At 65.9% G+C, this 23,771-nt stretch carries 27 protein-coding genes and 1 pseudogene; 3 read left to right on the forward strand and 25 right to left on the reverse strand.

Annotated elements, in window-relative coordinates:
• Nucleotides 1-140 precede the first annotated feature (140 nt).
• The 19 genes from ABFX54_RS09910 to ABFX54_RS10000 form a co-directional block, all read right to left on the reverse strand.
• Nucleotides 141-443 carry a hypothetical protein gene (locus ABFX54_RS09910; protein ID WP_346103415.1) on the reverse strand — a complete coding sequence of 101 codons (303 nt, stop codon included), beginning with the start codon at nt 441-443 and terminating at the stop codon, nt 141-143.
• Nucleotides 440-757: a hypothetical protein gene (locus tag ABFX54_RS09915; RefSeq protein WP_346103416.1), complete on the reverse strand. Its 318-nt coding sequence runs from the start codon at nt 755-757 to the stop codon at nt 440-442. The genes ABFX54_RS09910 and ABFX54_RS09915 overlap by 4 nt, the downstream gene beginning before the upstream one ends.
• A gap of 249 nt (nt 758-1,006) precedes the next feature.
• Nucleotides 1,007-1,966, reverse strand: a complete 960-nt coding sequence (locus ABFX54_RS09920) for a hypothetical protein (protein WP_346103418.1) — start codon at nt 1,964-1,966, stop codon at nt 1,007-1,009.
• Nucleotides 1,967-2,177: 211 nt separating this feature from the next.
• Nucleotides 2,178-3,413, reverse strand: a complete 1,236-nt coding sequence (locus ABFX54_RS09925; RefSeq protein WP_346103419.1) for a hypothetical protein — start codon at nt 3,411-3,413, stop codon at nt 2,178-2,180.
• 659 nt (nt 3,414-4,072) lie between these two features.
• On the reverse strand, nt 4,073-4,435 hold the full coding sequence (locus ABFX54_RS09930; RefSeq protein WP_346103421.1) for a hypothetical protein: 363 nt from the start codon (nt 4,433-4,435) through the stop codon (nt 4,073-4,075).
• A gap of 271 nt (nt 4,436-4,706) precedes the next feature.
• The gene (locus tag ABFX54_RS09935) at nt 4,707-5,477 is read right to left on the reverse strand and encodes a hypothetical protein (protein ID WP_346103423.1); all 771 of its coding nucleotides are present in this window, start codon (nt 5,475-5,477) and stop codon (nt 4,707-4,709) included.
• 818 nt (nt 5,478-6,295) lie between these two features.
• Nucleotides 6,296-7,138 (reverse strand): YgjP-like metallopeptidase domain-containing protein, encoded by an 843-nt coding sequence (locus ABFX54_RS09940; protein ID WP_346103425.1) that lies wholly within the window; start codon nt 7,136-7,138, stop codon nt 6,296-6,298.
• Nucleotides 7,139-7,309: 171 nt separating this feature from the next.
• Nucleotides 7,310-7,528 carry a hypothetical protein gene (locus tag ABFX54_RS09945; RefSeq protein WP_346103427.1) on the reverse strand — a complete coding sequence of 73 codons (219 nt, stop codon included), beginning with the start codon at nt 7,526-7,528 and terminating at the stop codon, nt 7,310-7,312.
• Nucleotides 7,529-8,060: 532 nt separating this feature from the next.
• Nucleotides 8,061-10,178, reverse strand: coding sequence for a TerD family protein (locus tag ABFX54_RS09950; RefSeq protein ID WP_346103429.1), 2,118 nt, complete (start codon nt 10,176-10,178; stop codon nt 8,061-8,063).
• Nucleotides 10,179-10,235: 57 nt separating this feature from the next.
• Nucleotides 10,236-10,787: a hypothetical protein gene (locus tag ABFX54_RS09955; RefSeq protein ID WP_346103431.1), complete on the reverse strand. Its 552-nt coding sequence runs from the start codon at nt 10,785-10,787 to the stop codon at nt 10,236-10,238.
• Nucleotides 10,788-10,898: 111 nt separating this feature from the next.
• The gene (locus tag ABFX54_RS09960; protein ID WP_346103433.1) at nt 10,899-12,458 is read right to left on the reverse strand and encodes a DUF3560 domain-containing protein; all 1,560 of its coding nucleotides are present in this window, start codon (nt 12,456-12,458) and stop codon (nt 10,899-10,901) included.
• Between the two features lie 196 nt (nt 12,459-12,654).
• A complete protein-coding gene (locus ABFX54_RS09965) occupies nt 12,655-13,380 on the reverse strand; it encodes a DUF6927 domain-containing protein (protein ID WP_346103435.1) in 726 nt (241 codons plus the stop codon).
• 320 nt (nt 13,381-13,700) lie between these two features.
• Nucleotides 13,701-13,835 (reverse strand): hypothetical protein, encoded by a 135-nt coding sequence (locus ABFX54_RS09970; protein WP_346103437.1) that lies wholly within the window; start codon nt 13,833-13,835, stop codon nt 13,701-13,703.
• The gene (locus ABFX54_RS09975; RefSeq protein WP_346103439.1) at nt 13,832-14,248 is read right to left on the reverse strand and encodes a hypothetical protein; all 417 of its coding nucleotides are present in this window, start codon (nt 14,246-14,248) and stop codon (nt 13,832-13,834) included. Before ABFX54_RS09975 ends, ABFX54_RS09970 begins: the two co-directional genes overlap by 4 nt.
• A gap of 81 nt (nt 14,249-14,329) precedes the next feature.
• Complete coding sequence (locus tag ABFX54_RS09980) at nt 14,330-14,803, reverse strand: C40 family peptidase (RefSeq protein WP_346103441.1); 474 nt, start codon at nt 14,801-14,803, stop codon at nt 14,330-14,332.
• Between the two features lie 298 nt (nt 14,804-15,101).
• Nucleotides 15,102-15,353: a hypothetical protein gene (locus ABFX54_RS09985; protein WP_346103442.1), complete on the reverse strand. Its 252-nt coding sequence runs from the start codon at nt 15,351-15,353 to the stop codon at nt 15,102-15,104.
• Nucleotides 15,354-15,605: 252 nt separating this feature from the next.
• The gene (locus ABFX54_RS09990; RefSeq protein WP_346103444.1) at nt 15,606-15,866 is read right to left on the reverse strand and encodes a hypothetical protein; all 261 of its coding nucleotides are present in this window, start codon (nt 15,864-15,866) and stop codon (nt 15,606-15,608) included.
• A gap of 367 nt (nt 15,867-16,233) precedes the next feature.
• The gene (locus ABFX54_RS09995) at nt 16,234-16,596 is read right to left on the reverse strand and encodes a hypothetical protein (RefSeq protein ID WP_346103446.1); all 363 of its coding nucleotides are present in this window, start codon (nt 16,594-16,596) and stop codon (nt 16,234-16,236) included.
• 13 nt (nt 16,597-16,609) lie between these two features.
• Entirely contained in the window at nt 16,610-18,175 is a 1,566-nt protein-coding gene (locus tag ABFX54_RS10000; RefSeq protein ID WP_346103448.1) for a YifB family Mg chelatase-like AAA ATPase, read from the reverse strand.
• 118 nt (nt 18,176-18,293) lie between these two features.
• On the opposite strand from ABFX54_RS10000, the gene ABFX54_RS10005 reads away from it, so the two are divergent.
• Entirely contained in the window at nt 18,294-18,713 is a 420-nt protein-coding gene (locus tag ABFX54_RS10005) for a hypothetical protein (protein ID WP_346103450.1), read from the forward strand.
• 217 nt (nt 18,714-18,930) lie between these two features.
• Here the strand turns inward: ABFX54_RS10005 and ABFX54_RS10010 are convergent, their stop codons facing one another.
• From ABFX54_RS10010 to ABFX54_RS10030, 5 genes are all read right to left on the reverse strand, one after another.
• A complete protein-coding gene (locus ABFX54_RS10010; protein ID WP_346103452.1) occupies nt 18,931-19,215 on the reverse strand; it encodes a hypothetical protein in 285 nt (94 codons plus the stop codon).
• A 190-nt stretch (nt 19,216-19,405) separates the two neighbouring features.
• Nucleotides 19,406-19,753, reverse strand: a complete 348-nt coding sequence (locus ABFX54_RS10015) for a DUF4326 domain-containing protein (RefSeq protein WP_346103454.1) — start codon at nt 19,751-19,753, stop codon at nt 19,406-19,408.
• A 148-nt stretch (nt 19,754-19,901) separates the two neighbouring features.
• Entirely contained in the window at nt 19,902-20,288 is a 387-nt protein-coding gene (locus ABFX54_RS10020) for a hypothetical protein (RefSeq protein WP_346103456.1), read from the reverse strand.
• A 128-nt stretch (nt 20,289-20,416) separates the two neighbouring features.
• On the reverse strand, nt 20,417-20,632 hold the full coding sequence (locus ABFX54_RS10025) for a hypothetical protein (RefSeq protein WP_346103458.1): 216 nt from the start codon (nt 20,630-20,632) through the stop codon (nt 20,417-20,419).
• Between the two features lie 240 nt (nt 20,633-20,872).
• Complete coding sequence (locus tag ABFX54_RS10030; protein ID WP_346103460.1) at nt 20,873-21,718, reverse strand: class I SAM-dependent methyltransferase; 846 nt, start codon at nt 21,716-21,718, stop codon at nt 20,873-20,875.
• Between the two features lie 371 nt (nt 21,719-22,089).
• Here ABFX54_RS10030 and ABFX54_RS10035 point away from each other — a divergent pair, with 371 nt between their 5' ends.
• Nucleotides 22,090-22,299 (forward strand): hypothetical protein, encoded by a 210-nt coding sequence (locus ABFX54_RS10035; protein WP_346103462.1) that lies wholly within the window; start codon nt 22,090-22,092, stop codon nt 22,297-22,299.
• A gap of 157 nt (nt 22,300-22,456) precedes the next feature.
• On the opposite strand, the gene ABFX54_RS10040 is transcribed toward ABFX54_RS10035, so the two are convergent.
• Nucleotides 22,457-22,732 carry a hypothetical protein gene (locus ABFX54_RS10040; RefSeq protein ID WP_346103464.1) on the reverse strand — a complete coding sequence of 92 codons (276 nt, stop codon included), beginning with the start codon at nt 22,730-22,732 and terminating at the stop codon, nt 22,457-22,459.
• A 440-nt stretch (nt 22,733-23,172) separates the two neighbouring features.
• Here ABFX54_RS10040 and ABFX54_RS10045 point away from each other — a divergent pair.
• Nucleotides 23,173-23,757, forward strand: a pseudogene (locus ABFX54_RS10045) (IS1634 family transposase); the annotation flags it as partial.
• Between the last annotated feature and the right edge of the window lie 14 nt (nt 23,758-23,771).

Here is a 23,771-nt window from a genome sequence, read left to right on the forward strand (position 1 = left end):
CGTTGTCCTGGGGCGTGGGGGGACGGTACCGGCGTAGTGAAAGCTCGAGAACGTCGTGTTGTTCTGCAACGCAGTCACGTCATGGTCCGGTCCGTGGGGCAAGCTGAGCAGCGTCTGCATGCTGGCGCTGCTTAGCAGGCTCAGCTAGCGGGGTCGCCCTCCCATGCCAGCCGCTCGTGGAGCGCGTCGTCGGGGTAGTAGAACCAGCGGCCGTGGTCGTTATAGAAGGCGACCGCTTCCATCGAAAGGTCGGTGCGCGGGTACCTTGGATCCCAGGGCTTCTGCAGCGCCGGGTAGAGGTGACCCCGTCCGTCGATCCTCACCTCAACGGTGATGCGCCGACCGGCGTACTGCAGCGCGATGCCGGCCTGAGTTGACTTGCCGAGAACTTCGACCGTCTCCCCGGCCCGCACGTACCTCCGCTGCGGGAGTTGCCGCCTCATCGTGCGTAGCCCTCGCAGGTGGGGTGGGAACAGATCTCGATCGGTCCTTCGAGCTCGTGCGGCAGGTGGTCGGTGCCGACCACCTGCAGCCGCCAGGCCCGGGTATCTTCGTCCAGCCAGTGCTTGACGGTCCTGGGCAGGTCCTGGAAAACAATGCCGGTCCCGGCGACGATCTCCGGCCGGAGGATCGTGACGGCGCAGTCGTGCTCGCGCACCTCGGCCAGGGCTCGCAGGCCATCCAGCAGTTCGTGGACGTCGGCCAGGTCGACCAGGACGCTGGCGTGGCTTTTGGTGTGAACGTTGCGGGTGCTCATGCGGCAGCCTCCAGTCGGGGGACGTACGGGTCGCCGGTCCGAGTCGTCAAGCACCTCGATCTCCTAGCTGTCAGATGCTTCGAGCACTTCTTGGCTTCGGCCTACGGTGCGCTGCTCTGGTTGACTTGCAGCTTTGAGCGATCGTGATGGTGCTGACCATGTGGCCAAGCAGACGGGGGCGTGATTGGCGTCAGGGACCGTTGTGCGGCCGGCGAGGAGCCAGATCGGCTCTTCTCCGGCATGAGGGGGTCAGAATGGGATGGCGGCGGCCTGGTTCATGGCTTGCTGGTGCCCCACGCGCCCAAGGCGGCTGTACGCGTACAGGGGCAGATAGCAAATCGCCGAGGCTTCCACGATCTCCTCCGGAGTAGCAGCCTGGCACGCACGCCCGAAGGTGGCGAGCGGGACGTCGGCCGCGACATCCAGGTAGGCCGTCGCTTGCGCGATGGTCAGATCATGGGACCGCGCCAGGACGAATCGGTAGGGGGACTTGCGGATTCGCGTGCGCTGCTCCGGGGTGACTCCGTGCCATCGGTCGATGTGCTCGAAGATGACAGCGATGAGAGAGAGGTAGAAGTCATGCGTTTCGCCTCTCTTGAGCGCGTCACCGTAGTCCCGCAGATCGGCGTTCTTGCCGAAGACCTCGCCGACTTGGTCGTAGGTGGCGCCGTACATCAGCGCCATGCCCATGTCGGGGATCCCCTCCGCCAGCTTCAGACCACGGAGGTCTGCTCCGGCGCCATGCGTTTGGAGCAACACCATGACATCGATGTCGGCGACGACGTACAGCCGCCGGACGCGGACGGCGGCTCCGTCCGCGTCGCCGTCGCTGTCGTCTCCCACAAGGTCTTCTTCGGCGTAGGCGACGAGCACCGGACGGTCGCAGGTCACGCCTTCGGCGCTGAGCGCCGACCACAGTGCGCCGTCGGTGTCCACCTCTGTCGTGGCCACTCTGAGGCCGTCTCCCGAGTAGGAGGGCCATGCGGACGGGTTGTCCTCGTTCAGCGGGCCCGTCGCGGTGGCCCAGCCGACCGCTGGGCAAGGCTGCCCGGTGGTGAACGTACGCGCCGCGGTGGTGCTGTCGCGGTGCACGGCGGCCAGGCCCCAGCTAGTGGTGCCCTTCGGCAGCCGATGGTCACCAGTCTTGACGATCTTCCACAGCAGGTTGTCGTACTGCTTGCTCAGGAGCGCAACGGACGGCCTCAGCATGGGGACCTCTTTCCTCCGGTGACGGCGGACACCCCTGTCCGACGGAGCAGGGGCGCAGACGTTTGGGGAAGAAGAAGTGTCCCCGGCGCCTGGATCTCTGGCCCGGTGCAGCCGCGGAGTGGGTCAAGGTCCGCCGAAGGCGTGGCCTTGACGCGCGGAGCGGGTGTGCCGGATAACCAGGCGGGCGCCGGGGGCTGTTGGGTCACGAGTTTCAGAACGGCGGTTCGTCACTGGCGGCGGGTGCGCTCAGGTACCACAGGTTCTCGCCCGCGCGGTGCGCCGCATGAATCGTCTCGTCGCTGACACCGTTGCAGCGGTTGTAGACGTAGGGCTTGATCGGAATGTTGGCATCCAGCGCGGTGAAGATCTGGCGGTGAGTCGTCTTGGCACGGAGGAGTCGGGCGTAGGTATACAAATCGATGCCCGCCTTGTGCGCGGCCCGGACGCGCCGATCGCTGGCCCCGGCCTGACGGACTGCGTTGTAGAGGCGCGCGTGGATCCGGATCGTGGCGGCCCTACATGATCGGCTGTGGTTGACGGCGTGTATACGCCCGAGAATGTAGATGTACTTTTGTTGGTCATCCCACCGGTAACCAGCGCGCTTGTGCGCGTCGAGAATGTCAGCGTGGTCGATGTTGGCATCGAGCGCTTCTTCGTACCAGTCTGGATCGACGTTGGCGGCGAGCGCCGCTTGTCCCTGTTCGATGCTGGCGCCGGCCTCGATCAAGGACAAGAGGAACAACAACTGGCTGGGCTGCAGGGCTCGGATCTCGTGGTCCGTCAGTCCTGCTGCGCGGGCGGACGCGTACGCTGACAGCTCGATACGGTCGCGATGGGCTGCGGTGTATTCGGCGAGTGTGGCGCCGGCCATCAACGCCTGGTCTAAGTATCCGCCCGACCAGGTGGGTTCGATCTGCAGGTTGAGCCCCGCGACCTCAGCTCCGGTCCCGTGGTCGGTGATCAGCGCAAGGCCGTCTATATCAGCCACGATGAACATGCGTCGGACGCGGAGTTTGCCGCGCGTGTAATCACCACCGAGGATGTCGGATCTCGAGTAGGCGACCAGGAGCAGATGGTTGGCTGGGATTCCGCTGCTGGAGATAGCCTTCCAGATCGGCGCGCTGCTCCAGAGCAACGCTTCGCCATCGCTGTCTACCTGAGCGAGGTCGATGTCGTTCGTGGCCAGGCACAAGCCATCCCCCTCCGCCCGTGGGCACGCGCTGCGGTTGCCCGGAGCGATGGGGCCAGGAGCGGTCACCCAGTGGCCCGGCTCGGGATACGGGAATCCGAGGCGGGAGTAGCGCGCGCCCGTTTCCGGGTCGCGATGCACCGATCGCAAGCCCCAGTGGGTGGTGCCCTCGGGAAGCTGGTAGGCGCCGGAGCTGACGATGACCGGCAGCAGGTTGGTGTAGGTGCGTCCCTCGTTGCTGATGGTGCTCTGCAGCATGGTGCGTTGCTTCGCTCGGTGCGGGCGTTGGCCGGAAGGCGGCTGGATCAGTGGCCTGGGAGATCACGCGCTTCGTCGGAGGGCGGGAAGCTCCGGCGCCTGCATCCCCAGGACGGCACACCCGTGGAGTGGGTCAAGGTCTGCCGTAGGCGTGGCCTTGACGCGCGAAACGGGTGCGCTGTGGAACCGGGCTGGTGCCGGAGGACCCTGCGTACGGGCTTCTTCTGTGCAGGCGAAGAGCCCGGGGTATGGGACACCCGGAGACGGCGGGCCTGGTACTCCGCGCCGCCTCCAGGTGGGTCTGTGGGTTGCGCCGGGTTTGCGCCGTGCACGCCCTGCTCGGGCGCGGTCGAACTGGCGGTAGCTGGCGAACTTCCGCGCGGCGTCAGCGTGGTGGGGTTCGCTCGTCGATTGGGCGTGGATCAGGCGTCGGTTCTGGCCAGAAGGAGACAGAGGACGGGTGCGCAACCGATGACTATCCCGGTGAGCAAGCACACAAAGTTGCGCAGCGGGGGGTAGAAGTGTGGGGCATCCTGATGCGCCTCATGGAGCATGGCTGCAGGCATGGGACGAGCGTCGTGCATGGGAATCCCTTCGCTGTACCGCTACCGCGGCAAGGGGGTGGAGAGGCAATGTCAGGTCGGCGGATTGTCCGGCTGTCAGGTGGTGGCGGGACTTTCCTCAGCGAACGCGATGGTCAGTGGGCCATGTGGGGACTGCGAAGGCCAGAGGGCCACCGTCGCTTCCAGAAGCTGCGCGTTCGCGCGCTCGCGTACAACGCTCATGGGGGTCGATGCGGCGCTGGTTTCGCCCATCTGGGCGGCGACGTGGGCGGTCTCCCACAGCAGGTCGTGGCAGCGGACGTGATGGGCTCGCTCGTCGGCGAGGTCGTCGTTCTCGATGAGGGCGTTCCACACCTTGCGGGTGAGGTGAATGGAGTGGGCGAATCCGCTGCTGCGGTGGGCGAAATGGCGAGGGATGACGAACACCAAGCCGAAGTGGGTCACCATGGTGGTGATCACGAGTTGCTCCAGATCAGACGAAGCAAATAAGAGAGGGCCGCTCAGGATGATGTGGGCGGCTCCGTGGTGGCGTGTCGCGACGCCAAGACGTCGGCGGTACGCGCATGCAGGCGATTCCGGCGCCCGCCGGCCTCGTGCCGGCTCCGTCATTCGCCGCGTTCTGCCCGGCCTGTCGCCGGGCAGTGCGGAGATGAGCGGCCTCGGACAAGGGGGGTCTCACCACGCACGGCGGGGAGACGGCAAGGTGGGCAGGGCAGGACGGTCCGAGCGCTCAGCCGTCCGCTTCGGCCGGGTACTGTTTCATGTACCGCAAGACGCTGCTGTGGGAGATCTGTAGGCTCTCAGCGATCTCTTTGACGTTCTTGCCGTCGGCGTCCATCTGGTGTGCTCTCGCGGCCAGCCGTCGGCGTTCCTGGTCGCGGTGCCGTTCTCTGGCGAGCTGCTGCTGGGTTCGCGCCGGATCCAGATACCGGCGAATGGTCTTGCGGTCCATCTGCAGGCGCGTGGCGATGTCTTGGATGCGTATGTCTGCAGCCTTCATCTGCCGGACCTGTTCGGCCAAGTTATGAGTCTCCTCGGCGCGCTGCCGTTGGCTCATCGTAGGCGTCGTGGAGGAGCGCGAGCGGGGTGCCGGATTGTCAGGTGGCAGTGTGAAATCGGGATCCGGTGTGGGTGTCAGAGGCATGCCTACGGCTGCGCTGTACTTGAGCACTGTGCGGATGTGGCCACCCCCACCGGACATCAGCTTGCGTTCGAGCCGGCGTACGCTCCCAACACCGATCCCCATCGCCTCGGCAACCCGATGAGGCGATGGATCAGTTGCAACCCGGTGCCGCACCAGCTGCTCAACGGTGGGACGGAGGGGATAGCCGATCGCCGCCGCGTAATCGAACACGGTCAGGGCGTGGGCTCCCTCGCCGGAGAGGAATGTCCTCTCCAGCCGTTTGAGGTTGCTGACTGTCATCACCATTCGCGAGGCGACCTGTTCGTGGGTGAGCCCACGGCCCTTACGGAGTGCGACCAGGTCCTCCAGCTTGAACACGCGCGGTCCCCTTTGGTGCCAGCCGGGCTGGTCCCGGCACCTGAGGATCGGGGATCACCCACGTCCGGAGTGCAGGAAGGCTCGCCCGGAGGGCGACCGCGCGCAGCGCGGCGTGGCCTTCCGGAGCGCAGGACGTGGGTGATTTCATCAACTAAGTGCCGGGATAACCTTCCGCCCGAGCTGCCTTTGTGCGTCTTCTGGTGAGGCTCGCGCCGTCAGGGCCGTGTGATCTCAGCCGCTGCTTCGGATGTCAGTTCGACGGTCCGGCCGATCGCCTGGTGCGGTGGACGGCATAATGTCAGGATGGGATTGTTTGATCACGTACCGGCGGCGGGTTCTGAGCCGGCCGTGCCGGCCGTGTCGCGGCGAGCGCGGTATGGTCCGCGCGTTGTCCGCCTTGCTGATCAGGTGCTGGCTCATCTGAAGGCGCGGGGGTTCGTACTCGATGCTATTGGGGTGGAGTCCCTACGGCGTGGGGTCCAAGAACAAGGCCAGCAGCTCGCCTCGGCGATGAAGATCACGTATCCCTACGCGCTTCGCTACTTCGACGCCGAGAAATACGCTCTGCAAATCATCCAGCGGGCGCAGCAGTTGAGGCATGAGCGGGGACGGTTGAGGACCGATTGCGAGGCAACGCGTCACCATGCTTCCGGCCACGATGACGCGTTCTCATGCTCCGCCAATGCTGCGCTGCGGCGAGCTGGGCGGCGGAATGATCGTTGGCGACGCCCGCCGCGGACGTAACTGGGCGGTTTTGCGCAAGGAGGGCCTATGTGTGGGCGCTGCGACCGATGTCTTGTAGATGATGCTTCGTCCGTTCAGGCCTGGTGCACCCAGCACATAGGACAGCACCAGGGATTCGTGCCAGGTTCAACGGCGGCAACTTGTCGTTCCGCGCCCGGCGCGATTTCGCCCTGGCAAACCCGGCAGTACAACGCTGTGTCCGGGCGCGTCTGCGGTCGGGGGAGGGAGACGGCCCCGATCCATGTTCGCCGCCAGTCCTGTGCCATCAGGCGGAGGTGGTCGGCCCATCCCGGCATGCACGCGTTCAGACGGCTCTGGTGCTCTCGTTGTCCGAGTCGCCGACCGGCAGCAACGTGGCACAGTTCGCGCGCCAGGAGGTAACTCACCTGGGTGAGTTGCAGCTGGGCTGCGGCCCAATGCAGGGTCAGGGTCGGGGTTGAGCCAAGCCTTACGGCGGACTGATTTTCGCCAAGGTCGGCCGCGCGGTAGGTGACCGGGTTCCGGATCCCCAGGCGGGAGTGCCACTGACGGCTGGTCTCGGCCAGATGTTCCTGCAGGCCGGCGCTGTACCAGTCGATAAGGGCTTGGCCGTCATGGGCGTATCTGCGCTGAAGGCGGAGCCAGCCGGACGGGCCAGGCTCCAGCCGGACGGCCGGTTCGTCGTCGCTGTCGTCGACCAGGCGCAGTCGATGTGATCGCCCGAACCACGGAAACCCCTCGCCGCCGACGAGCTCCTTGACCGGGTGGTCCGGAGCCGTCTCGCGGGCAAGGCGCACCCGGTGGGCGATCCAGTCGACCTTGCCCGCGACGGCCTGGGCGACCTCTTGAGCAGATACCCCCGGCGGGATGGTCACGGTGACCGATGCGTCGCGTTCGACGGTCAAGCCGATGTGGCGGCGGCGCAGGTCGATGCGCACCTGCCAACGCCATGTGGTGGTGATGGTGTGTAGGGCGCTTTCTACCAATGTGGCAGTGGGGTCGGTCGTATCGGTGATGGCGATGGGTGTGCTCCTTCCTTGGCAGGCGGCGGCGATGAGAGGTGGAGGGTGCGCGGCTGAAGGCTGCGGTTCAATGTCGGCAGAGGTGTGTCACCACGTTGGGCGGGTACGACGGGCTCCGTTCGGGAGCGGGGGGAGCCTGTGGCGTTCCACGATCGCCCAGAACTCCTCGTCCGGAATGCCGGCGAAGGTCGTGAGGTCGTAACCGTAGGTGAACCCGATGTCCTCAACGATCTCGTAGACGTCGAAGTCTGGTGCATCTTGGATCAACCGCCACAGCACCTCATTCGAGATGGCCTCACGGTTCATGGACCCTCTTCAGGGCCTGGAACTGCCGATGTGAAGGACGCGGGACGGCACGCCAAGGTGTCAACTCCGTGTGAGACTCCCGTCCGCCTAGCGGTATCGGTTGGAGCCGCTGCTGCGGGGTCCTGGCGATTGCGGCGACCTCACACCGCGCCTTGACGAGCGGCGGCGGTGTGGCCGTCGGGCTGCGCGCGTCGAGCATCGTGGTGGCCACCGTGGTGTGCGCCGCGCGCGTGGTGACGATCCTGCTGCGGCGCGGGTGTGAAGGTGTGCCCGCCTGGCGTGCTGGGTGGCGGGGAGGGCAGCGGTCCTGAGCACGCGTGCGCGGAACCGGGCAGGCTGGCTGTTGTGAGGGAAGCCCGGGAGCTAGATGCCGGAAGGCCCAAAGGGCCTACCTGAATTTGAACCAGATGAGAAGGAAGCTCATCGAATGGCCTCACAGCCAGTAAACGAGGAAAGCGGGAAGACTAGAGATTCTTTTCCAAAGATGAGAAGGAAGCCTTCCCATGGCCTCATGATCTTTACTGTACCAGCTTCAGGCGGGGATCAGCTCATGCAGCGCCGACGGCGTGTACACCTTCACACCGTCCGGCAGATCGGCCGGCGCCTGAAGAGCGATATGCGTGGTGTGGTCACCGGCCGGATTCTTCCGCTCCAGCAGCCCGACGAGGTAACGCACCCGCAGGTAATCACGCTCGACGATCGCGCGCACCTGGGAGGCGGTCGTGACGCGGTTACCCTCCACGCGGTTGAAGCTGACATGTCCCTGCAGGTAGAGGTGCAGCCACTTCGCCTGCCAGCCGCCGTCGCCGCCGCGCAGGAACACCAGCGGCAACGCGACGCGCCCCGACCCGCGCAGGTCGGACTTCATCCGCACCGTGCGCGGCTCGAACGGCCTGCCCTCCTGCTCGGCGCCCCTGAGCATGAACCCGAAGAACGCCTCCGCGGCCTCGTCGAACGGCTCTCCGGAGAAGATGTTGACCTGCGGGATGATGATCGGCTTGGTCGCCTGGGCGAGGCGGATGTTGATGAACTCGCTCGCGCCGTTGGTGGCGTCGGTGAGGTCGCCAGAGTATTCCGCGAAGGCGTTGCGGTAGCTGGTCCACGAGACGTGCTCGGGATCGCCGTAGGAGGCGTCCAGCATCAGGGCCGACAGGTCGTAGTCAGTGCGCCGGCTGGCCTGGCGCCAGTAGACGAAGAACCGCAGCAGCTCACCGTCCACCGCCGACAGAGAGCCGCGCGGCAGCATGCCGAGCCCGGGCGCGACGGCCTTGCCGGACAGCGGCAGCGCGACGTCGAGCACCTCGGGATCGACGATCAGCTTGCCAAGGTCGGGCAGGCGCCGGGTGATCTCCTCGTCGAGGACGGCCACCGCCCGCGACAGGGTGTCCTCGTTGATCGGAGCGCGGGTGTCGGGCGTCGTCCACGCCCGGCCGCGCCGGTTGGCGAAAACGCGACCGGCAACGGGAGTGAGCCGGTTCTGCAGGTGCTCGCGCAATGACAGCAGGACTCGCCCGGAGGCGCTGGTCGCGGCCTTCTCCGCGGCGTCGAGCACGGCCGAAGGGGACGTCGCGGTGCGCAGCAGGTGATCGAAGCGGCGCAGCAGCGCGCCCGGCGCATTGCCCAGCAGCTCTACGGCGTCATCGGTACGGCCGTCCGACAGGGCCGCCTCGACGCGGCTGTCGAAGCTGCGCGCCTTGCGTTCGCCTCTGGCGACCTCGAAGACGTGCGCGGCGCGCCAAAGGTGCGGGTAGTCGTGCGGGTGCAGCCGCTCGCCAAGTCGCTTCCACTGCTCGCTGTGGCGCGGCACGTCGCCAAGCTTGGCTGGCGTGACCACCGTGTCCAGAGCCCGCATGAGGGCGCGGCGCTCGGCCCGGCGGAACGACCGGAAACGGGTGGGCGTGTCCAGCGTGACGTCGCCGCCGGAGATGCCGCAGGCGAGCCGGAGCACGTCCGTCACCGTGTCCACAAGCAGCGGCCGGTGGGAGGCCAGCCGCATCTCATTGATGACCGCTCGGTTCTCGCGCACCGGAATACGCTCCGGCTCGTCGGCGCAGAACGCGGCCAGCGTGCGCAGCGCCGCCAGGTCCTCGGCGGACAACGGCACCTCCGAGCCCGCCAGCGAGACGAACAGTTCGCGCGCCTCCGACTTCAGGCTGCCGCCGAGCTCCAGCATGGTGATCCGGTCGCCGGCGAGCGGGATCAGCTCGGCGTGCGCGGCCAGCAGGTCGGCGTAGGTGTGCTGGTAGCGGCCGTACTCGGGCAGCGCGAGCAGGTTGAGCGGCCCGGGCTGGGCGACGCGTGCAGCGGCGACCGGGTCGAGCAGTGCCTTGCTGAGCAGGTCGACCCAGAACTCGATGGTGTCGGGCACGTTGCGGGGGAAGTTGATGAAGTACGCGTTGTGCTGCACGTGGTCGCCCACGAGTTCGCGGATGGCGGCCAGGACGCGCACGCCGAGGTCGATCACGGTCTCGACGCGCAACTTCGAAAGCCGCTCCAGCAGAGCCGCCGAGCACTTGAAGCCAACGCTCAGCAGCGCGGCGTCGAGCTGGCGGGCGGCCACTTCTCCCCGGCCCGGGTTCGAGCCGACGAGGGTGTCGCCGATGGGGACGCGCAGCCGGCGGGCGATAACGAGATTCTCGAGGTCAGCCATGTGGAGGCCCTTCCACTGGTAGGGATCAACGTCAGGGACGAACCGTGAGCAGTGCGCTCAGCCGGTGGCGGCAAGCCACGCTTCAGCGGGGTGTCGAAGCGCGCTCTGCGGCATTCGGGCGATCAAGCATTCAAGCGCTCCTCCGGTGCGCTTGCCGTCTCCTGCGGGACATAGGCGCCGGATCGGATTCCCGCGGTCGTCGAAGCCGAGAACGCGGCTTTCCATGATCCCGTAGGCGGAGGCGATGATGACGCCTACAGACGTGCCGTGATGGAGGAGATGCGGACAGGCGCGGAGACTGAAGACCGCGCATTCGACGTGAAGCGCAGGCTCCTGCGAATAGGGCATGTCACGCTCGCCGATGAAGACCATGGGCGAGGTGAGTGGCCGCCCGCACGTGCCGCACAGTCGCTGGCGCATGGCGCGCCGCTGGCGATCGGCGCACGGGGTGCCGATGAGCGCCCGCCCCTGGCCGGGAGTGCAGCCGCAGCGGCGCACGAGCCCGGAGTGCGGTGTGTTGCGGACAATGAACTGGCCGTTTGCCCAGCAAGACACCCAGGGAACCGGGTAGCCCCGATCGCGGGGCAGCGCGGCTATCGCCTCCGGCATGGGCGGAAGAGTGCGTACAGGGGGCATCAGCAGGTTCCTCGGCGATCAAACGGCGGGCTTGATGTGAGTATTGCGTGGATGGGCGACGGTGATGTCGTGGTGTCTGCCGTCTCACTGAGGGGCGCCGGGGGCAGCCGCTTCGGCGGTGTGCGCACGAGCGTGCTGTTCGACCCAGACGCGCAACACGTTGACGATTTCTTCGCGCCAGCGCACATCGGCCGGCACGGACAGCTCGGTGATGAGTTCGGCCGGCCGGCTGGTCTGGCCGAACGTCTCGGAGATCCGGATCGGTGCCGGAGCCTTGATCGGGTTGGGCGGGCCGTACCAGGATTCGGGCTGCTGCCACGATGCTCGGTAGGTCTGGCCACCGATGATGAAGTGCCACGCCTCGTGCTGTGGGCCGTTCTGCTGGCTGAGGCGCACCTTGCCTCGGCGGGCAGCGGGTCTCGGCGGCAGGGGCGGCAAATCTTCGTACGCGAAGGCTTCGGGGAAGCGTTCGCGCGCCTGCTGCGCCGTCATCTGGTCGTGCACCTGGTCGTAGGGCATCGTGCTGGTCGTCGGATGACGCATGTGGTGCGCCAGCTCGGCCATGGACTGCAGCTTCACGGTGGGGGATGTGAGCCGGTCGGGCACGGTCAGCGACTTGAGGCTGACGCCGACGACTTCGCGCCAACGTCCACCCGTGAACGCGTAGTCGCCCACGGTGAAGTCGGTGTTACGCCATACCTTCTTCCCGGAGGCTTCGATCAGATCTTCCCAGTAGGCGATCTCTTCCACCGTCTCAACCGTTTCGGCGAGAAGGACCTTCTTGCTGTGTTCGCCCAGCCCCAGCCACACCTGGACCGCGCTGTCGTCGGCGCTGATCACCGCAAAGGGCACGCCGCGTTCGGTCAGCTCTCGGCTGCGGCGGACCTTCTCCGGCTCAGAGCCTTCAACGACCGCCTGAACGGCCCACCGCTCGGTGCGCCCGGCCATCGTCCGTTCGATGTCGCGAAGGTGCTTTTCGAGCTCGGCGATGCGCCGCCGTGTGACACCGACGCCTTCGCGGTGGTTGCGGAAGTTGCGCGCCGCTTGGGCCCTGCCGAGAAGTGCATCTGCTTCGCGGAGTAGTTCGAAGGCTTTGCTGTCACGTTTCCACAGCCGTTCCAGCAGTCGTTTGTGTCGCTGGTAGCTGTAATGGTCGACGAGTAGGGGTGTTCCGTTGAGCGCGCCGTAGGTGGCGTCGTTGGCGGCCAGGATGGCCTGGCCGGTGCCGCGTGCTGTCTGGCTGCGCTGTTCCAGCCGTTCGGCGCGGGTCTGGGCGCGGGCGGCGCGTTCGGCTTCCAGAGCCCAGAAGCCGGTGGCGGGCGTGGTGTTGTCGATGGTGACGGTGACGTGCCAGCCGGCGTCGCGCAGCGCGGCGGCGGCCTGGTCGATCTTCCATCGGTCGGCGTGACGACGTCGTGAGTGCGGCACGTACCAGTAGGCGTCGCCGAGTTCGTCGTTGATGGGCACGTCGAGGGCGTCGGAACCACGGAAGCCGGCCGCGTGCAGGATCGGTCCTGCGCTGTCGCGTCGGGTCGTGCCGTAGACGATGGTGCCATGCTGGCGATCGTGAACGATGGTGAGGGTGGGTTCCGGCTGTTCGGGTGCTCCGAGGGCGGTGTGAGCGTGGTGAGTGCCTTCGGTCACGGTGACCTTTCAGTGCGGTGCGGGCCAGCAGGCAGGGAGCTCCGCGGCTGGCGCGCACAGGTGCCGATGATGTCCCGTACACTGCGCACGATGCGATGCCGACGCGGTTCGAGGCACAGTTGCCGAACCTCATGCCGCCGGCACGCCGGGCGTCGGCGTGCGAGGCCCGGCGCGGCTGGTCAGAGGTACGGCGGGATCAAGCGAGGGGTGGGGAGATGATTTTGAATTCGTGGTCGATGCGCCAGCGCGGAATGCTGTAGCGATCGTTGCTGTCGGGTGCGCGAAATGTTGACCGTGTCACGAAGATGAAGGTGTCGCGCTGTTCACCGTTGCTGAACTGCAAGGGCCTGCCAAACCGGACGCGGGTTCCCGGCCGTACAGCCTTGGCGCGCCGTCTGGCTTGACGTTCCCTTTCGTCGTTCGCGCGACACCGTTCACGCCAGTTCCGGGCCCAGCACGTGCTGCACGACGCGGTCCCGCCCGGCTCGTGGAGCGGCGCGCTTCCGTCTGGGGCGGCAGCGCCGATGGGGTAGCCCCGGATGCAACGTGGGCCAGCAACGTCTGGGCGTTGCCCCGGTAGCGCCCGGCTGTTCCACTGGCCACCCTCAAGTGCTATTTCGGCGTTGCACAGTCGGCAGTACTCCTCGTCGTGGCTACATGCCGGCAGAGGGCTCAGGAGCTCGAGGATGCGGACGGGGCAATGGTCTTCAACCGGACCGTCTCGCTCCTCCATCTCTTTGTAGGTGCAGTTGTAGTAGCCGCGGCCGCGCTTGATGAGGACCACCAGCGCCCAGACCTTGCTTGAGCGCCTTTCTTGCACGGCCGCGTAGAAGACGCCACGGACGGTTGCGCAGGCTAGGATGCAACCCTGTGCAGTTAGCGTGTTCGGAAGTTCGCCTTCCATGAACTCGCGATCGCTCATTCCTGGCTCGCGGTGTGTCGAGGTTGATCCCATGCGGGGCCTTCCCTCCGAACTGCTGATGTTGTCGAGGCGTGAGGCCTCGATGTCTGACAATCGGCGTTGTCGGATGAGTCGAGTTCGGCCATTGGCGACTGCCCTGGCCTGAAGACGTCGCGATGTCCCTGCCAGCTCGGCGAGTGCGGGGGACCCGCGTGATAGCACGCGAACGGACTAGTCGCGGCGACGAACGGTCGCTCGCCGAGCCGGGCAAGGCTGGTCCGCGATTCGTTGATGGTCGCCTCCGCCAGGCGGCCGCGCGGGGGTGAGCCTGTGCAGACTGCTCACCGCGGGCATCCCTCCTCGCAGTGCCAGCCGTGTACGGGGCAGAAGGCAGGATCGTCGTCGGCGAACGGCATGCCGCCGGCGGCGAGAGCTTCGACGAACTCCTCAGGAGTTGTCGGTAGCGGCCAGTTCATCCCTGGTTGCTGCTTTCCGGCGTGAACACGTAGTGGTCCAGGCCTCCAGGAGCTTGTACGGAAGCGGTGAAGGTCTCCCCGTCGAAGGCGATTCGTGTCCGGTCCTGGTCATCCAGGTCACGGGCGTGGTGCTGGTCACGGGGGCCGGCGTCGAACATGTGAGACCAGCCGCACGAGAAGGTCAGCGCCGTTCGTCGGCCATCGTCATAGGTCAGGACGATGATTGGCTCGGTCAGGCGACAGCCGGTATTGACCTGGGGTATGCCGTTGTTGCGATCCGGGGACGCTCGGACGGTCACCAGTGGGCGGTTGCCGAATGTCTTGCGCAGCCGGGCTGCGACGGCCTCGACGTTCTCTTGTGTGAGGTACCCGTAGTAGCTATTACGGGTCAGATGGGTCAGATCTCTGCTCATCGAGAGCGTCCTTCCGGGCGGTCCCGTCGTGCTCGTATTCGCACCTGGGGATGGGGGACGAGAGAAGGGCGTGTCGAGGCGTCAGGCCGCACCAGGGCGGGCCGCTCCTGAGAAGGTTGCCTTCAACCATGACCGGTTGAGCTTTTCGAGGCGGACGCGCTCGCCTGTGCGGGGGGCGTGGATGATGCGGCCGCCGCCGACGTACATGGCCACGTGGCCAAAGCTTCGAAAGAACATCAGGTCGCCGGGCCTGACCTCGGCCCATGAGACCTTGAAACGCAGAGTGCTGTACTGCCGGCCGGTGACCCGCGGTAACGTCACCCCGGCCTTCCGCCAGGCGTACTGGACAAGCCCGGAACAGTCGAACGCGGCCGGGCCGGTAGCACCGTACTGGTACGGGTCGCCGAGCTGGGCCTCGGCGATCGCGACCGCCTTGGCGGCTCGTCGCTGCTGAACGCCGGCGGCGGCCTGAGCGGCCGACGGGTAGAAGGTCATGGCGGAGATTACGGCAACGACGGTCAGGGCAGTGCCGCGTCTAGTACGCGATGCGAACATGTTGATCTGCTCTCTGCTGCTCGGATGAGGGTGCTGCTCGTGTGGTGGCGCGAGGACGGTCAGACAGGGTGGCGCCGGAAACTGCTCAGGTGGCAGCCGTCGAATGGCCGGCGAGACGGGCCAGGGCATATGCGCGCGTTAGCCGATGCGGGGGCGGCATCGGTGAATCAACTCGTCCTGGTGCGATCACCGAAGGCGGGCCTTCACGAGAGAGGTAAGTCGACCGGGCCCGCATCGGCGTGATGGGCCAGGGGTCTGGCGCGGCGCGCCGGATTCCTCCTGTGGAGGATCCAACACATCAGCGCAGCACCGCGGCCAATCTCGCCTCTGACGTTCTCGCGCAGATGGGTCCTTGGCCGGTCGGCTTCTGGCCGTATGGTGTGACCAGGACGTGGATATCCAGGGCGCTGCCAAAGGCGCCGTGCCCAGCCATCCAGCCGAGCACCTTGTCGGGAAGGTCACCTGCCACGATCGGGCAATCCGCGTCGCCGAATCTCACTCGGCCGATCGGCTTCTCGCCGTGGACAATCTCCAGACTGAACAGCTGCATACTCCGGGTGAGAAAGCGCTTCAAGGGGAGAGCGGCGCGCGCGGGCCCGACGGGACAAGACCGAGTTCCTCACGCACGGCGCCGCGGCCGAGCCACTCGAGATACCAACGGCCGACAATGCGTCCGAGAGGCCCGCCCTGCGGTCATGGAAAACGGTGCTACCGCCCCTGCCGCAGACGGCGAACTCGGTTCCCCAGAGCGGGGTCAGGAACGCTGCTTCGTCCTCATCGGTGTCGACCTCGAAGGCGCAGCTCATCCACCAGGCCCGATTCGCCTGCGGGGCAACCACGCGACGACGTGGACCTGCCGGTTGACCGGGTCCATATCCATGGCGGCGAAGGTGCGGCTGTCCCGCCCGGCGCGCACGCTGCGCACTCCCGCGCGCGGCCTCCGCGCGACACCGCCAGCCCGCTCAGCGAGCAGTTCGACAAGCTCATACAAGCCGATGTCGAACCGGTCATCACCGAGCCGGCGCCACACATTGCCAAGGTTGACGGTGCCGACGTCGGGCACGTCGTGGACCATCGGCCACGCCGCACGACGCGCCCTCCCGCGTGACGGTTTCAGCCGCACGCCGGGCGGCCTCGGCCATGTCCTGGTGCGGCGGGTCGCGTTCGGCCGGGATAACGGGCTCGCCGATCAGATCGCGCTCCTCCGCCTTCACAGGCTCGGAACTGCCGTCATGCTGACTGATCGGGACCTCCTGGATGTTCTGCTGGTGCGCACGGCAGAGAGCCGGAAGGTGAATTGCCGGTGTTCGTGCTGTGGGGATGGCATCGGACGACAGGTTCGCCAGCTTCCGCGAGAGCTTGTGTTACGGCTGCGCCAGGCTGATCAGACGCTCTTGCCTCAAGCCAGGCGATGACGCGTGTGTGGCGGGTCACGATCCGGTGTGGGGCGCCACACTCCTGATGCGCGCGATCCGGTCAACCGTTCTGGCCGCGCATCCCCACGTGGGGAGAGGCATTTCCCACGCCTCTGCAGTGCAGATCATGATCCATTGGTTGGGAGCGGGCCGGCCCGGTGGGTCGGCGCTGGACTTCCCGCCGAGGTAAAGGGCGATGACGCGGGTGTGCTCCACCTTGCTGGCAGCGAGCTCGGCCCGTGCTTGGTCGTCGTACGGATTGCCTACCGGTGTGAGCTCCAATGCATCGCCGGCCGGGCCGTACGGGCGCATGATCGCTACACGATACTTGCTGATCACCGGCTCACGAGCTGCTGGTGTACGGCTGTTTCCGGCCACCGAACTCTTCCTCCTACCCGCTGCGCGTGAACGTGGCGGTGTCCAGGCCCTTGGCCAAGGCCAGAGCCAGCCGTGTCTCCTTCGCCGTCGGCTCCGGGATGTCCGCCATGTCCGCCAGCGTCCAGGCCATGCGTTGGACCGAGGCCAGGCTGGCAGCTGACAGCGCCCCCGTGTCCGAGGCCCTCAGCAGCGGCGTGATCGCCGTTGGTGACAGTTGCAGGTCTCCCACCAACGCGGTGGCCGGAATCTGGGCGTTCGTCCGCCAGGGCGTCAGCTCGAGCCGCTTGGCGCTGCGTCTCCGGGCTGTCGCGACACGTGCGGCGACATCGGCGCTGGACTCTGGGGCGGCCGAGGCGGCGCGCAGGTCCATCCCGCTGGTCGGATTGAGGTACACCGTGATGTCGATGTTCGATAGCAGCGGGTTCAGGCGCTGCCGGTAGCGGTGCCGGATCTGAGCGGAGCAACCGCAGGCGTTCCTCGCTGGGGTGGCGCACGAGCAGGGAGTGGCGGTGAGCACGCTGATGCCACCGGCCGGCATGCTCACCGTCACGTCAGCACGGGCGAGGGTCACCTGCTCTTCGCGCAAGGGATAGCGCAAGGCCTGCAGGGCGGAGGACAAGAACTCGGGAGCGTCGAGGAGTGCGAGGACACCGTGATGGGCAAGGCTCACGGCGCCGGGCCTGAGGTTAGTGCCGCCTCCCAGGAGCGCGGCCGTGGCCGACGTGTGGTGGGGCGCCACATAGGGTGGCCGCTGATACCCACGACTCGGCGGGAACGCCAGTCCTGCGGCAGAGTGGATCGCGGCGACTTCGAGCGCCTGTTCATCGCTCAGGTCCGGCAGAAGGGTCACGAGTCGCTCGGCGAGCATCGTTTTGGCGGAGCCTGCCGGTCCGACCAGTAGCAGGGAGTGGCCGCCGACGGCGCTCAGCTCCAGCGCGAACCGGCCGAGTGGCTGACCAACGATGTCTCGCAGGTCCGGCTGGACAACTTTGTCTGAGAGCTGTCCTTCTGATGGGCTTGTGCCCAACCTGTATGGCGCGGTGTCCGGCGCTTTGACGGGCCGAAGGTGGCCGCCCTTGAGCATCTGCGCCACTTGGCTGAGCGAGCGGGCCGCGAGCACGGCAACGTCTGGGGCCAGCGCGGCCTCATCGGCATTGGCCTCGGGCACGACAGCACCGGTCACATGCGGAGCACCGCTGATCACCATAGGCAAGACGCCGCGAACAGGTCGGATGCTGCCGTCCAGACCGAGTTCACCCAGCAGCATCGTTGTCGGCTGTGCCTGGTCGACCCGGGTGTCTGCGGCGGCCAAAACGGCGATGGCAATGGCCAAGTCCCAGCTGGATTCGGGCCTCACGGCATCGGGCGCAGAGATGTTGATGGTGACGCGCATGGAGGGCCAGTCGAGCCCTGCATTCGCCACGGCAGCGCGCACTCTGTCCAGCGTGGGATTGGAGCAGGTGTCGGGGAGGCCGAGCAGCCGGGTGGTGGGGAGGCCCGGGCTGACGTCGGCTTCGACGTTCACTAGACGGCCGGTGGATCCGACCAGGGCAGCGGTGGGGATGAGGGAATAGCCCATGACGAGGTCCTTTGGCGGGGGTAGATGAGGGACGGCGTCCAGCCTTGACTTCGCACCGGTGCACCAGGCATCAAACAAGGGTTTCCTTCGGCCATAACACCCCTTACGGTGATTTGTCATGGAAGTTAATGACAATGTCAAGGCCGTGGAGAAGCGCGCCCGAGCGCTCGCGAACGATCGAGTCACCGCGGTGGTGAACCTCGCGCTGCTGGACGAGGAGATTGAGAAGGCTCAACTCCAGCTTGCCGACAGGCTCAAGGCACGAGAAGAGCTGTACACCAGGATCAGCAGCTTGTGGAGCACACCAGAACTGCGCGAGTTGGGCATCAAGCCCGACGGTCCTGCTTCCCGAACGACAAAACGGCCGCGCGGCCGCCCGCGCACAGGAACGTCTTCGTCCGTCAAAGACGGGTCCGCGCCGCCGTCAGACGACAGCAGCAGCGCGCAGAACGATGCCGGCAGGGGCAACAGCAGCTCGCCCGATTCACGTCAGCCACGTGCGACCGAGGGCACGTGGTCTGCAGCACCGCAGACGTGACGTGCTCGTCCTCCAGAATCTAGGTGTCACTGGGTCGTAGCCGCTCCAAGGCGGCCATCGGCCGGCCACCAGCGCGATAAGAAGCCACGCCGTCACCGAACTTCAGACCGCTGGATTGCATTGCCAAGCTCGGGTCCGCCATGTGCCCTCCTCCCGACGAGGCGTGCACATGGTGAGACTGGCGATACGTGAAAGGCGGCCTTTCGGCGGGAGCGGATCAGTCGTAGGCGCAATCCGAGAGCCGCACTGTAGAGTATCCGTAGAAATACAAGCCGTATTCCTTGTCCATCGGTGTATCTGCGACAGCCGATTGACGCTCCAGCAGATCGACGGCGTAGTCAACGAACTCGTGAAAGGTCATCTTCATGCCCTTGCCGCGAATGCTGACAGCGGATTCTCCGTCGACGATGATCCGGTACCTTCTTTCCATCGCCCAGGTGGCAGCATGGGGGTTTTCGGCGCGGTTCCACTGAAGGTAGTCGACTAGTTCGCCGAACGTCATAAGGCTTCCTCCTTGCCGGCCGGTTCACAGTTCGAGATTACTCCCAAGCGCTGGCACAGCATCCTACATCTGCGGCTGGGCAGCTTGGGAGTTGCTGCGGGCATTTGATCGGCCAGGATGTCAGCGGAGCAGGTGATTTCCTCTGTACGTGGCGTCTCGCCTACCAACTCTCCGGTGTTCTGCGGAAGATTCAGAAGAGAGGCCAGTAATCGATCACCCTGGGAGCCTCGCGATGAGGCCGCCTGCCCTGCTCCGCCTGCAAGTTGTCTTCGAACGGACTGTTCTGGTTGGCCATTCGCGCAAGGACGTCGCCGTGACATAGGTGCGGAGCACACCAGCACCCAAGTACTTTGCCGGCCAATTCGGGAAGCGCGGCTATAAGCTGCGGCTGAGCAACGAGCCAGCGCTCATAACTCGCGATCACCTGTTTGCGAGTGCCATCTCGACCCAGGACAAAGGGGTTGCCCCATTTCGAAGGACGGCCGATATAGATGTCGTATGGGTTCCGCTTGCAATGAACAACTAGCGCATGCGACATCTTCGGCCCTTCATCTTACGGAGGTGACGGGGAACATGTGCACGTGAACGGACTGAACGTGCACGTAAAGGGTGACCGCATGCTCGACGTGTAGCGATGCTTCGGTCTTCGAGGTTCGTTCTGCGGCAATGCGTCCGTGTTAGACGCCTTAAGACGTGCCCGGGAAAGGAATGAGAATGCCCAAGGTGTCCGAGGAGGCCGGGACGGTGCGAACGCCGCTTAGCGAGGTTGCGGGGGCGGTGCGCTGACTGGGGCGAGGTCCGATGCATGCAGCGGCACGCTCAGTGAGAGCTTGCACGAGCGGGGTGTTGATGAGCCACGTACGCGGGTCGTCCATCATGGCGCCCACTTCGACGTCGGACTCGAAACGCTCCTCGAGAGCCTTGACTGCGGCCATGACGACGCCTTGATCGTGCCGACTGAGCCACGCGAGGGCGTTGCGGGCTTCCTTTGGAGTCAGATCCCCTATCGGGGTTTTCGCGCCAGTGCTGTGATCGATCCAGGTCGCTGTGGTAAGTCGGTCGTACCACTTCATGGTCAGATCCTGACGTCTCGGAGGGAAGGCGCTAGTGATGGTGCGGAAGCCGAACATTTAGGGGTGAAAGCTCGATATTTGGGTAAAAGCTCACGCTAAGCGCAAGTCGATGAGCTGGGGACGCGTGCTTACGCCCCGACCCTGATTTCCTCCAGTGAGTCGACGTAGTCGGCGTAGTCGGCGCGAGTCATCAACGCCGCCACTCCCCACTCGAACGGGCCATTGCCTGCGTAGAAGTTCCGCCGCTCGCGGCCCCAAGTGCCCTTCGCTTCCATCCGCCGCGCGTGGATCGTCCATGGAGCCCAGTAGCCCGAGGAATCCGGCTCGTCGTACCCATCCCACATGTTGTCGCTCCTCAGGTCAGATAGAGACCCAGCCGAGTCGAGCCTGGCGCCTGGGTCCCCTCGCCAGCGGGTTCTCGGAGCGTGTCAAGGTCCGCCGCAGGCGTGGCCTTGACACGCGGAGAGGTTCCGCTGGAGACCCATGGAAGGCGCCGGGCCCAACCCCGGTTTGAGGAGGTTACTTAGCTGTACGACGAAATGGGACTTCGCGTGCAGCTGCATCTGGAAATCGAGCTTGGCGATCTAGAAGAGAGCCTCGGGCATGAACCACTCACGCTCCGCTGAAGCGGCTGCGGACACGGCAGAGGCCAGCTGCGCAGAAAGACGGCGGGTCGGCGGGGCCGTGAAGTCCGCTCGTACAATCTCCACGCACGGCCGCACTCCATGCCAGCTGGCGGTGTATTGCGTGGTGTCCACCCCGATGCCGCACCCAAGCTCGATACCGGCCTGCACCTCGAATCTGCGATAGGCCGCCGGGCGGTCCCATACCGGCTTCTTTGCGCCGCTGTAGCTGAACGGCGCCGACACCTGAGGGATAATGAAGGCCCCCTGACGAGCCAGATGCGCGGCCACGTCGATGACATGAAACTCCATCAGCGGACCGCGGTAGCGAGGGGCACGCCGGCGGGAACGGGCGGCCCGGCCAAACGGCGGATTGGACAATGCGGCGTCGAATTGGCCCAGGCCCATGGTAAGCACGTCGAAAACATCGCCCAGGATCCAGGTGGCGTCCGGAAGGAGACGCTGGCCGACGGCGACGTAGTCGGGGTTCTTCTCCACGCACACCAACTCGAGGGGCGGCTTGTCGAGTTCCCAGTCGTTGACATAGCGGCAGCGGTAACCCCAGGCCAAAGAGCCGATCCCGGCGCACAGGTCGATGACGCGCGCCCCCTGGACATGCAACCCAAGCTCCTTGGCCAAGGGGAGTGGGGTGAAGAACGCGCTGTCGAGTGGATTGGTGATGTTTGAAGCCTCCTGCCAGTGGGTGAGCACGAACTCGACTTCCGCAGACGACAGGGGCGTCGAGGAAGTCACCAGCTCATCCGCTTTGCGGTGTTGATTGGCCTGCTCCTTGGTGAGCTTGAGCATGCGGCAGGAACCCCCTACGAGCGATGAGCCGTAATGAAACCGTGTGGTGAGTGTGGCTGCCCACGAGCGGTGGCAGGCTTGAGTCGTCGAATGACCGCTTCTGGTGGGCGCGAGGAGCGCTGGTCAGAGCAACGCGCTTGCGAAAGGGATGGGGAGCCTGAGCTCTTCGCTCAGCCCGATCCCTGACGGTGTGATTTTCGTGATCTGCCGCCGTGACTCAGATCGTTGCTGGCCAAGGTCTCGATGTAGCTGCAGACGGTGCAGGCATCGTTGCGGCTGGACACCGCCCCCTACGAGGCGGTCGCCTACCTCGACGCCACCGATCGCAACCGCGTCGCCGTGGTCATCTACCTGCCGGGATCATGTAGGAGATGCACCTCGAGCCCCCGACACGGCGTGTGCGGCCCAGCCAGCGGGCCGAGGGCGGCCCAGCCAGCGAGGACCGCGCCCCGCGCGGCAGCGACGACCTGCTGCGCCAGGCGCTCGCCTACATCCGGGCCCTGTCTCGCATCGAGCCCACACCCGCCGAATGGGAGGCCGCCGCCCGGCGCAGCTACCCCGCCACGCTGGGCGCTCAGTGATGCTCATATGGCGCGCCATTCTGGGGTCCTTTTGCGCGAGGTGACCGGCCACTGGCCGTCATTCCATGCGGTTCGGCCCAGTGCCGCAAATCAGGGGGTCGCTCCCACAGGGGTGCAGGCGCCTGGCCAGTGCAGCCGGACCGGCCAGGCGAGAGGGCTAGTTCATGTCTCGGGTGATCAGACGGCCCGTGATCGTGTTTCTGAGCGTCATGGTGAAGATGTGGCCCGGATTGGCGCGCACGAGCCTGGCCAGTTCAGCCGCGATGTCCTCCGGTCCTGGGGGTTGCCCCTCGCCAGGACCAATGAGAGTGCTGTCGCTGCCGGTGTCCAGGGTAAAGTGCGCCGAGGTGACGTCGGGGGGCAGTGCCGGAACCACCATGACGATGATCTCGTGCGGATCGTCAGCATCTGCGGGGACGAGGGGCCCGGTCATGCCAGCTCGTCGTCCGTCGTGGGCCTCCGGGCTGCGCGAGTGGACTCACTCACCTTGCAATTGTCGGTCATCTCATGCCTTTCGCGAGAGGGGAGCGTGTCGGACAGGCGCCATCCCGCCTGGCCACGCCGAACGTGAGTGATTGCACTAACTAATCAGTTGAACAAAAGAGTGGCCGTCAGAACATCGGCGCTCTTGGCGCACCTGGTGCTGGGGATGATGCCCCGGTCCCCGGTGCGCGTGCTGATCTTTAGGAAGGCGAGCTCGACGCGCCCCTACCCGCCCGCGTTCCGCAGCTAATTCATGATCCAGGGCATGTTCGACACTGAACCCGCAGGTCAGCGCGGTCTGGCCTGGTGGAAACGACGAAAAGCCCTAGTGACACGACTTCGGCAATAATTCCGTCACGAAGTGCACGCGCGCTGCTACGGTCTGGTGACATGTTCGTCAGGACAGCGAGCCGGAAGAACAAAGACGGCACCACGGTGCGATACCTCCAACTTGCCCATAACGAGTGGGATCCCGTCGCCAAAGCCGCCAAGATGAAGGTCCTGCACAACTTCGGCCGCGAAGATCTGATCGATCGCGCCGCGGTCGAACGCCTGGTCGGCTCACTGTGCCGGCTGCTGGATCCGGGCCGCGCCGCCGCCCTCACCTCGGGCGCGGACCTGACCTTCATCGGCTCGGCCGCATACGGCGGCGTTTACCTGCTCGACCAGCTGTGGCGACAGCTGAAGATCGATACCATCATGACCCGCATGCTGGCCTCCACCCGGCGCAGCCCGTTCACCGAACGGGTGCTGTTCTCGCTGGTCGCCAACCGCGCCCTGGACGCCTCTTCCAAGCTGGCCGCCTCCCACTGGGCCGGCCGCACCGCCCACATCGAGGGCCTGCCCGCCTGCAGTGATGATGCCTGCTACCGGGCGATGGACTGGCTGCACCAGGTCCAAGACTCCGTCGAACGCAAGGTGTTCGACCAGGTCGCCACCCTGCTCAATCTGGAAGTCGACCTGCTGTTCTTCGATTATCCGGCTAATCG

The organism is Nonomuraea maheshkhaliensis (assembly GCF_039529435.1).
GTDB lineage: Bacteria > Actinomycetota > Actinomycetes > Streptosporangiales > Streptosporangiaceae > Nonomuraea > Nonomuraea maheshkhaliensis.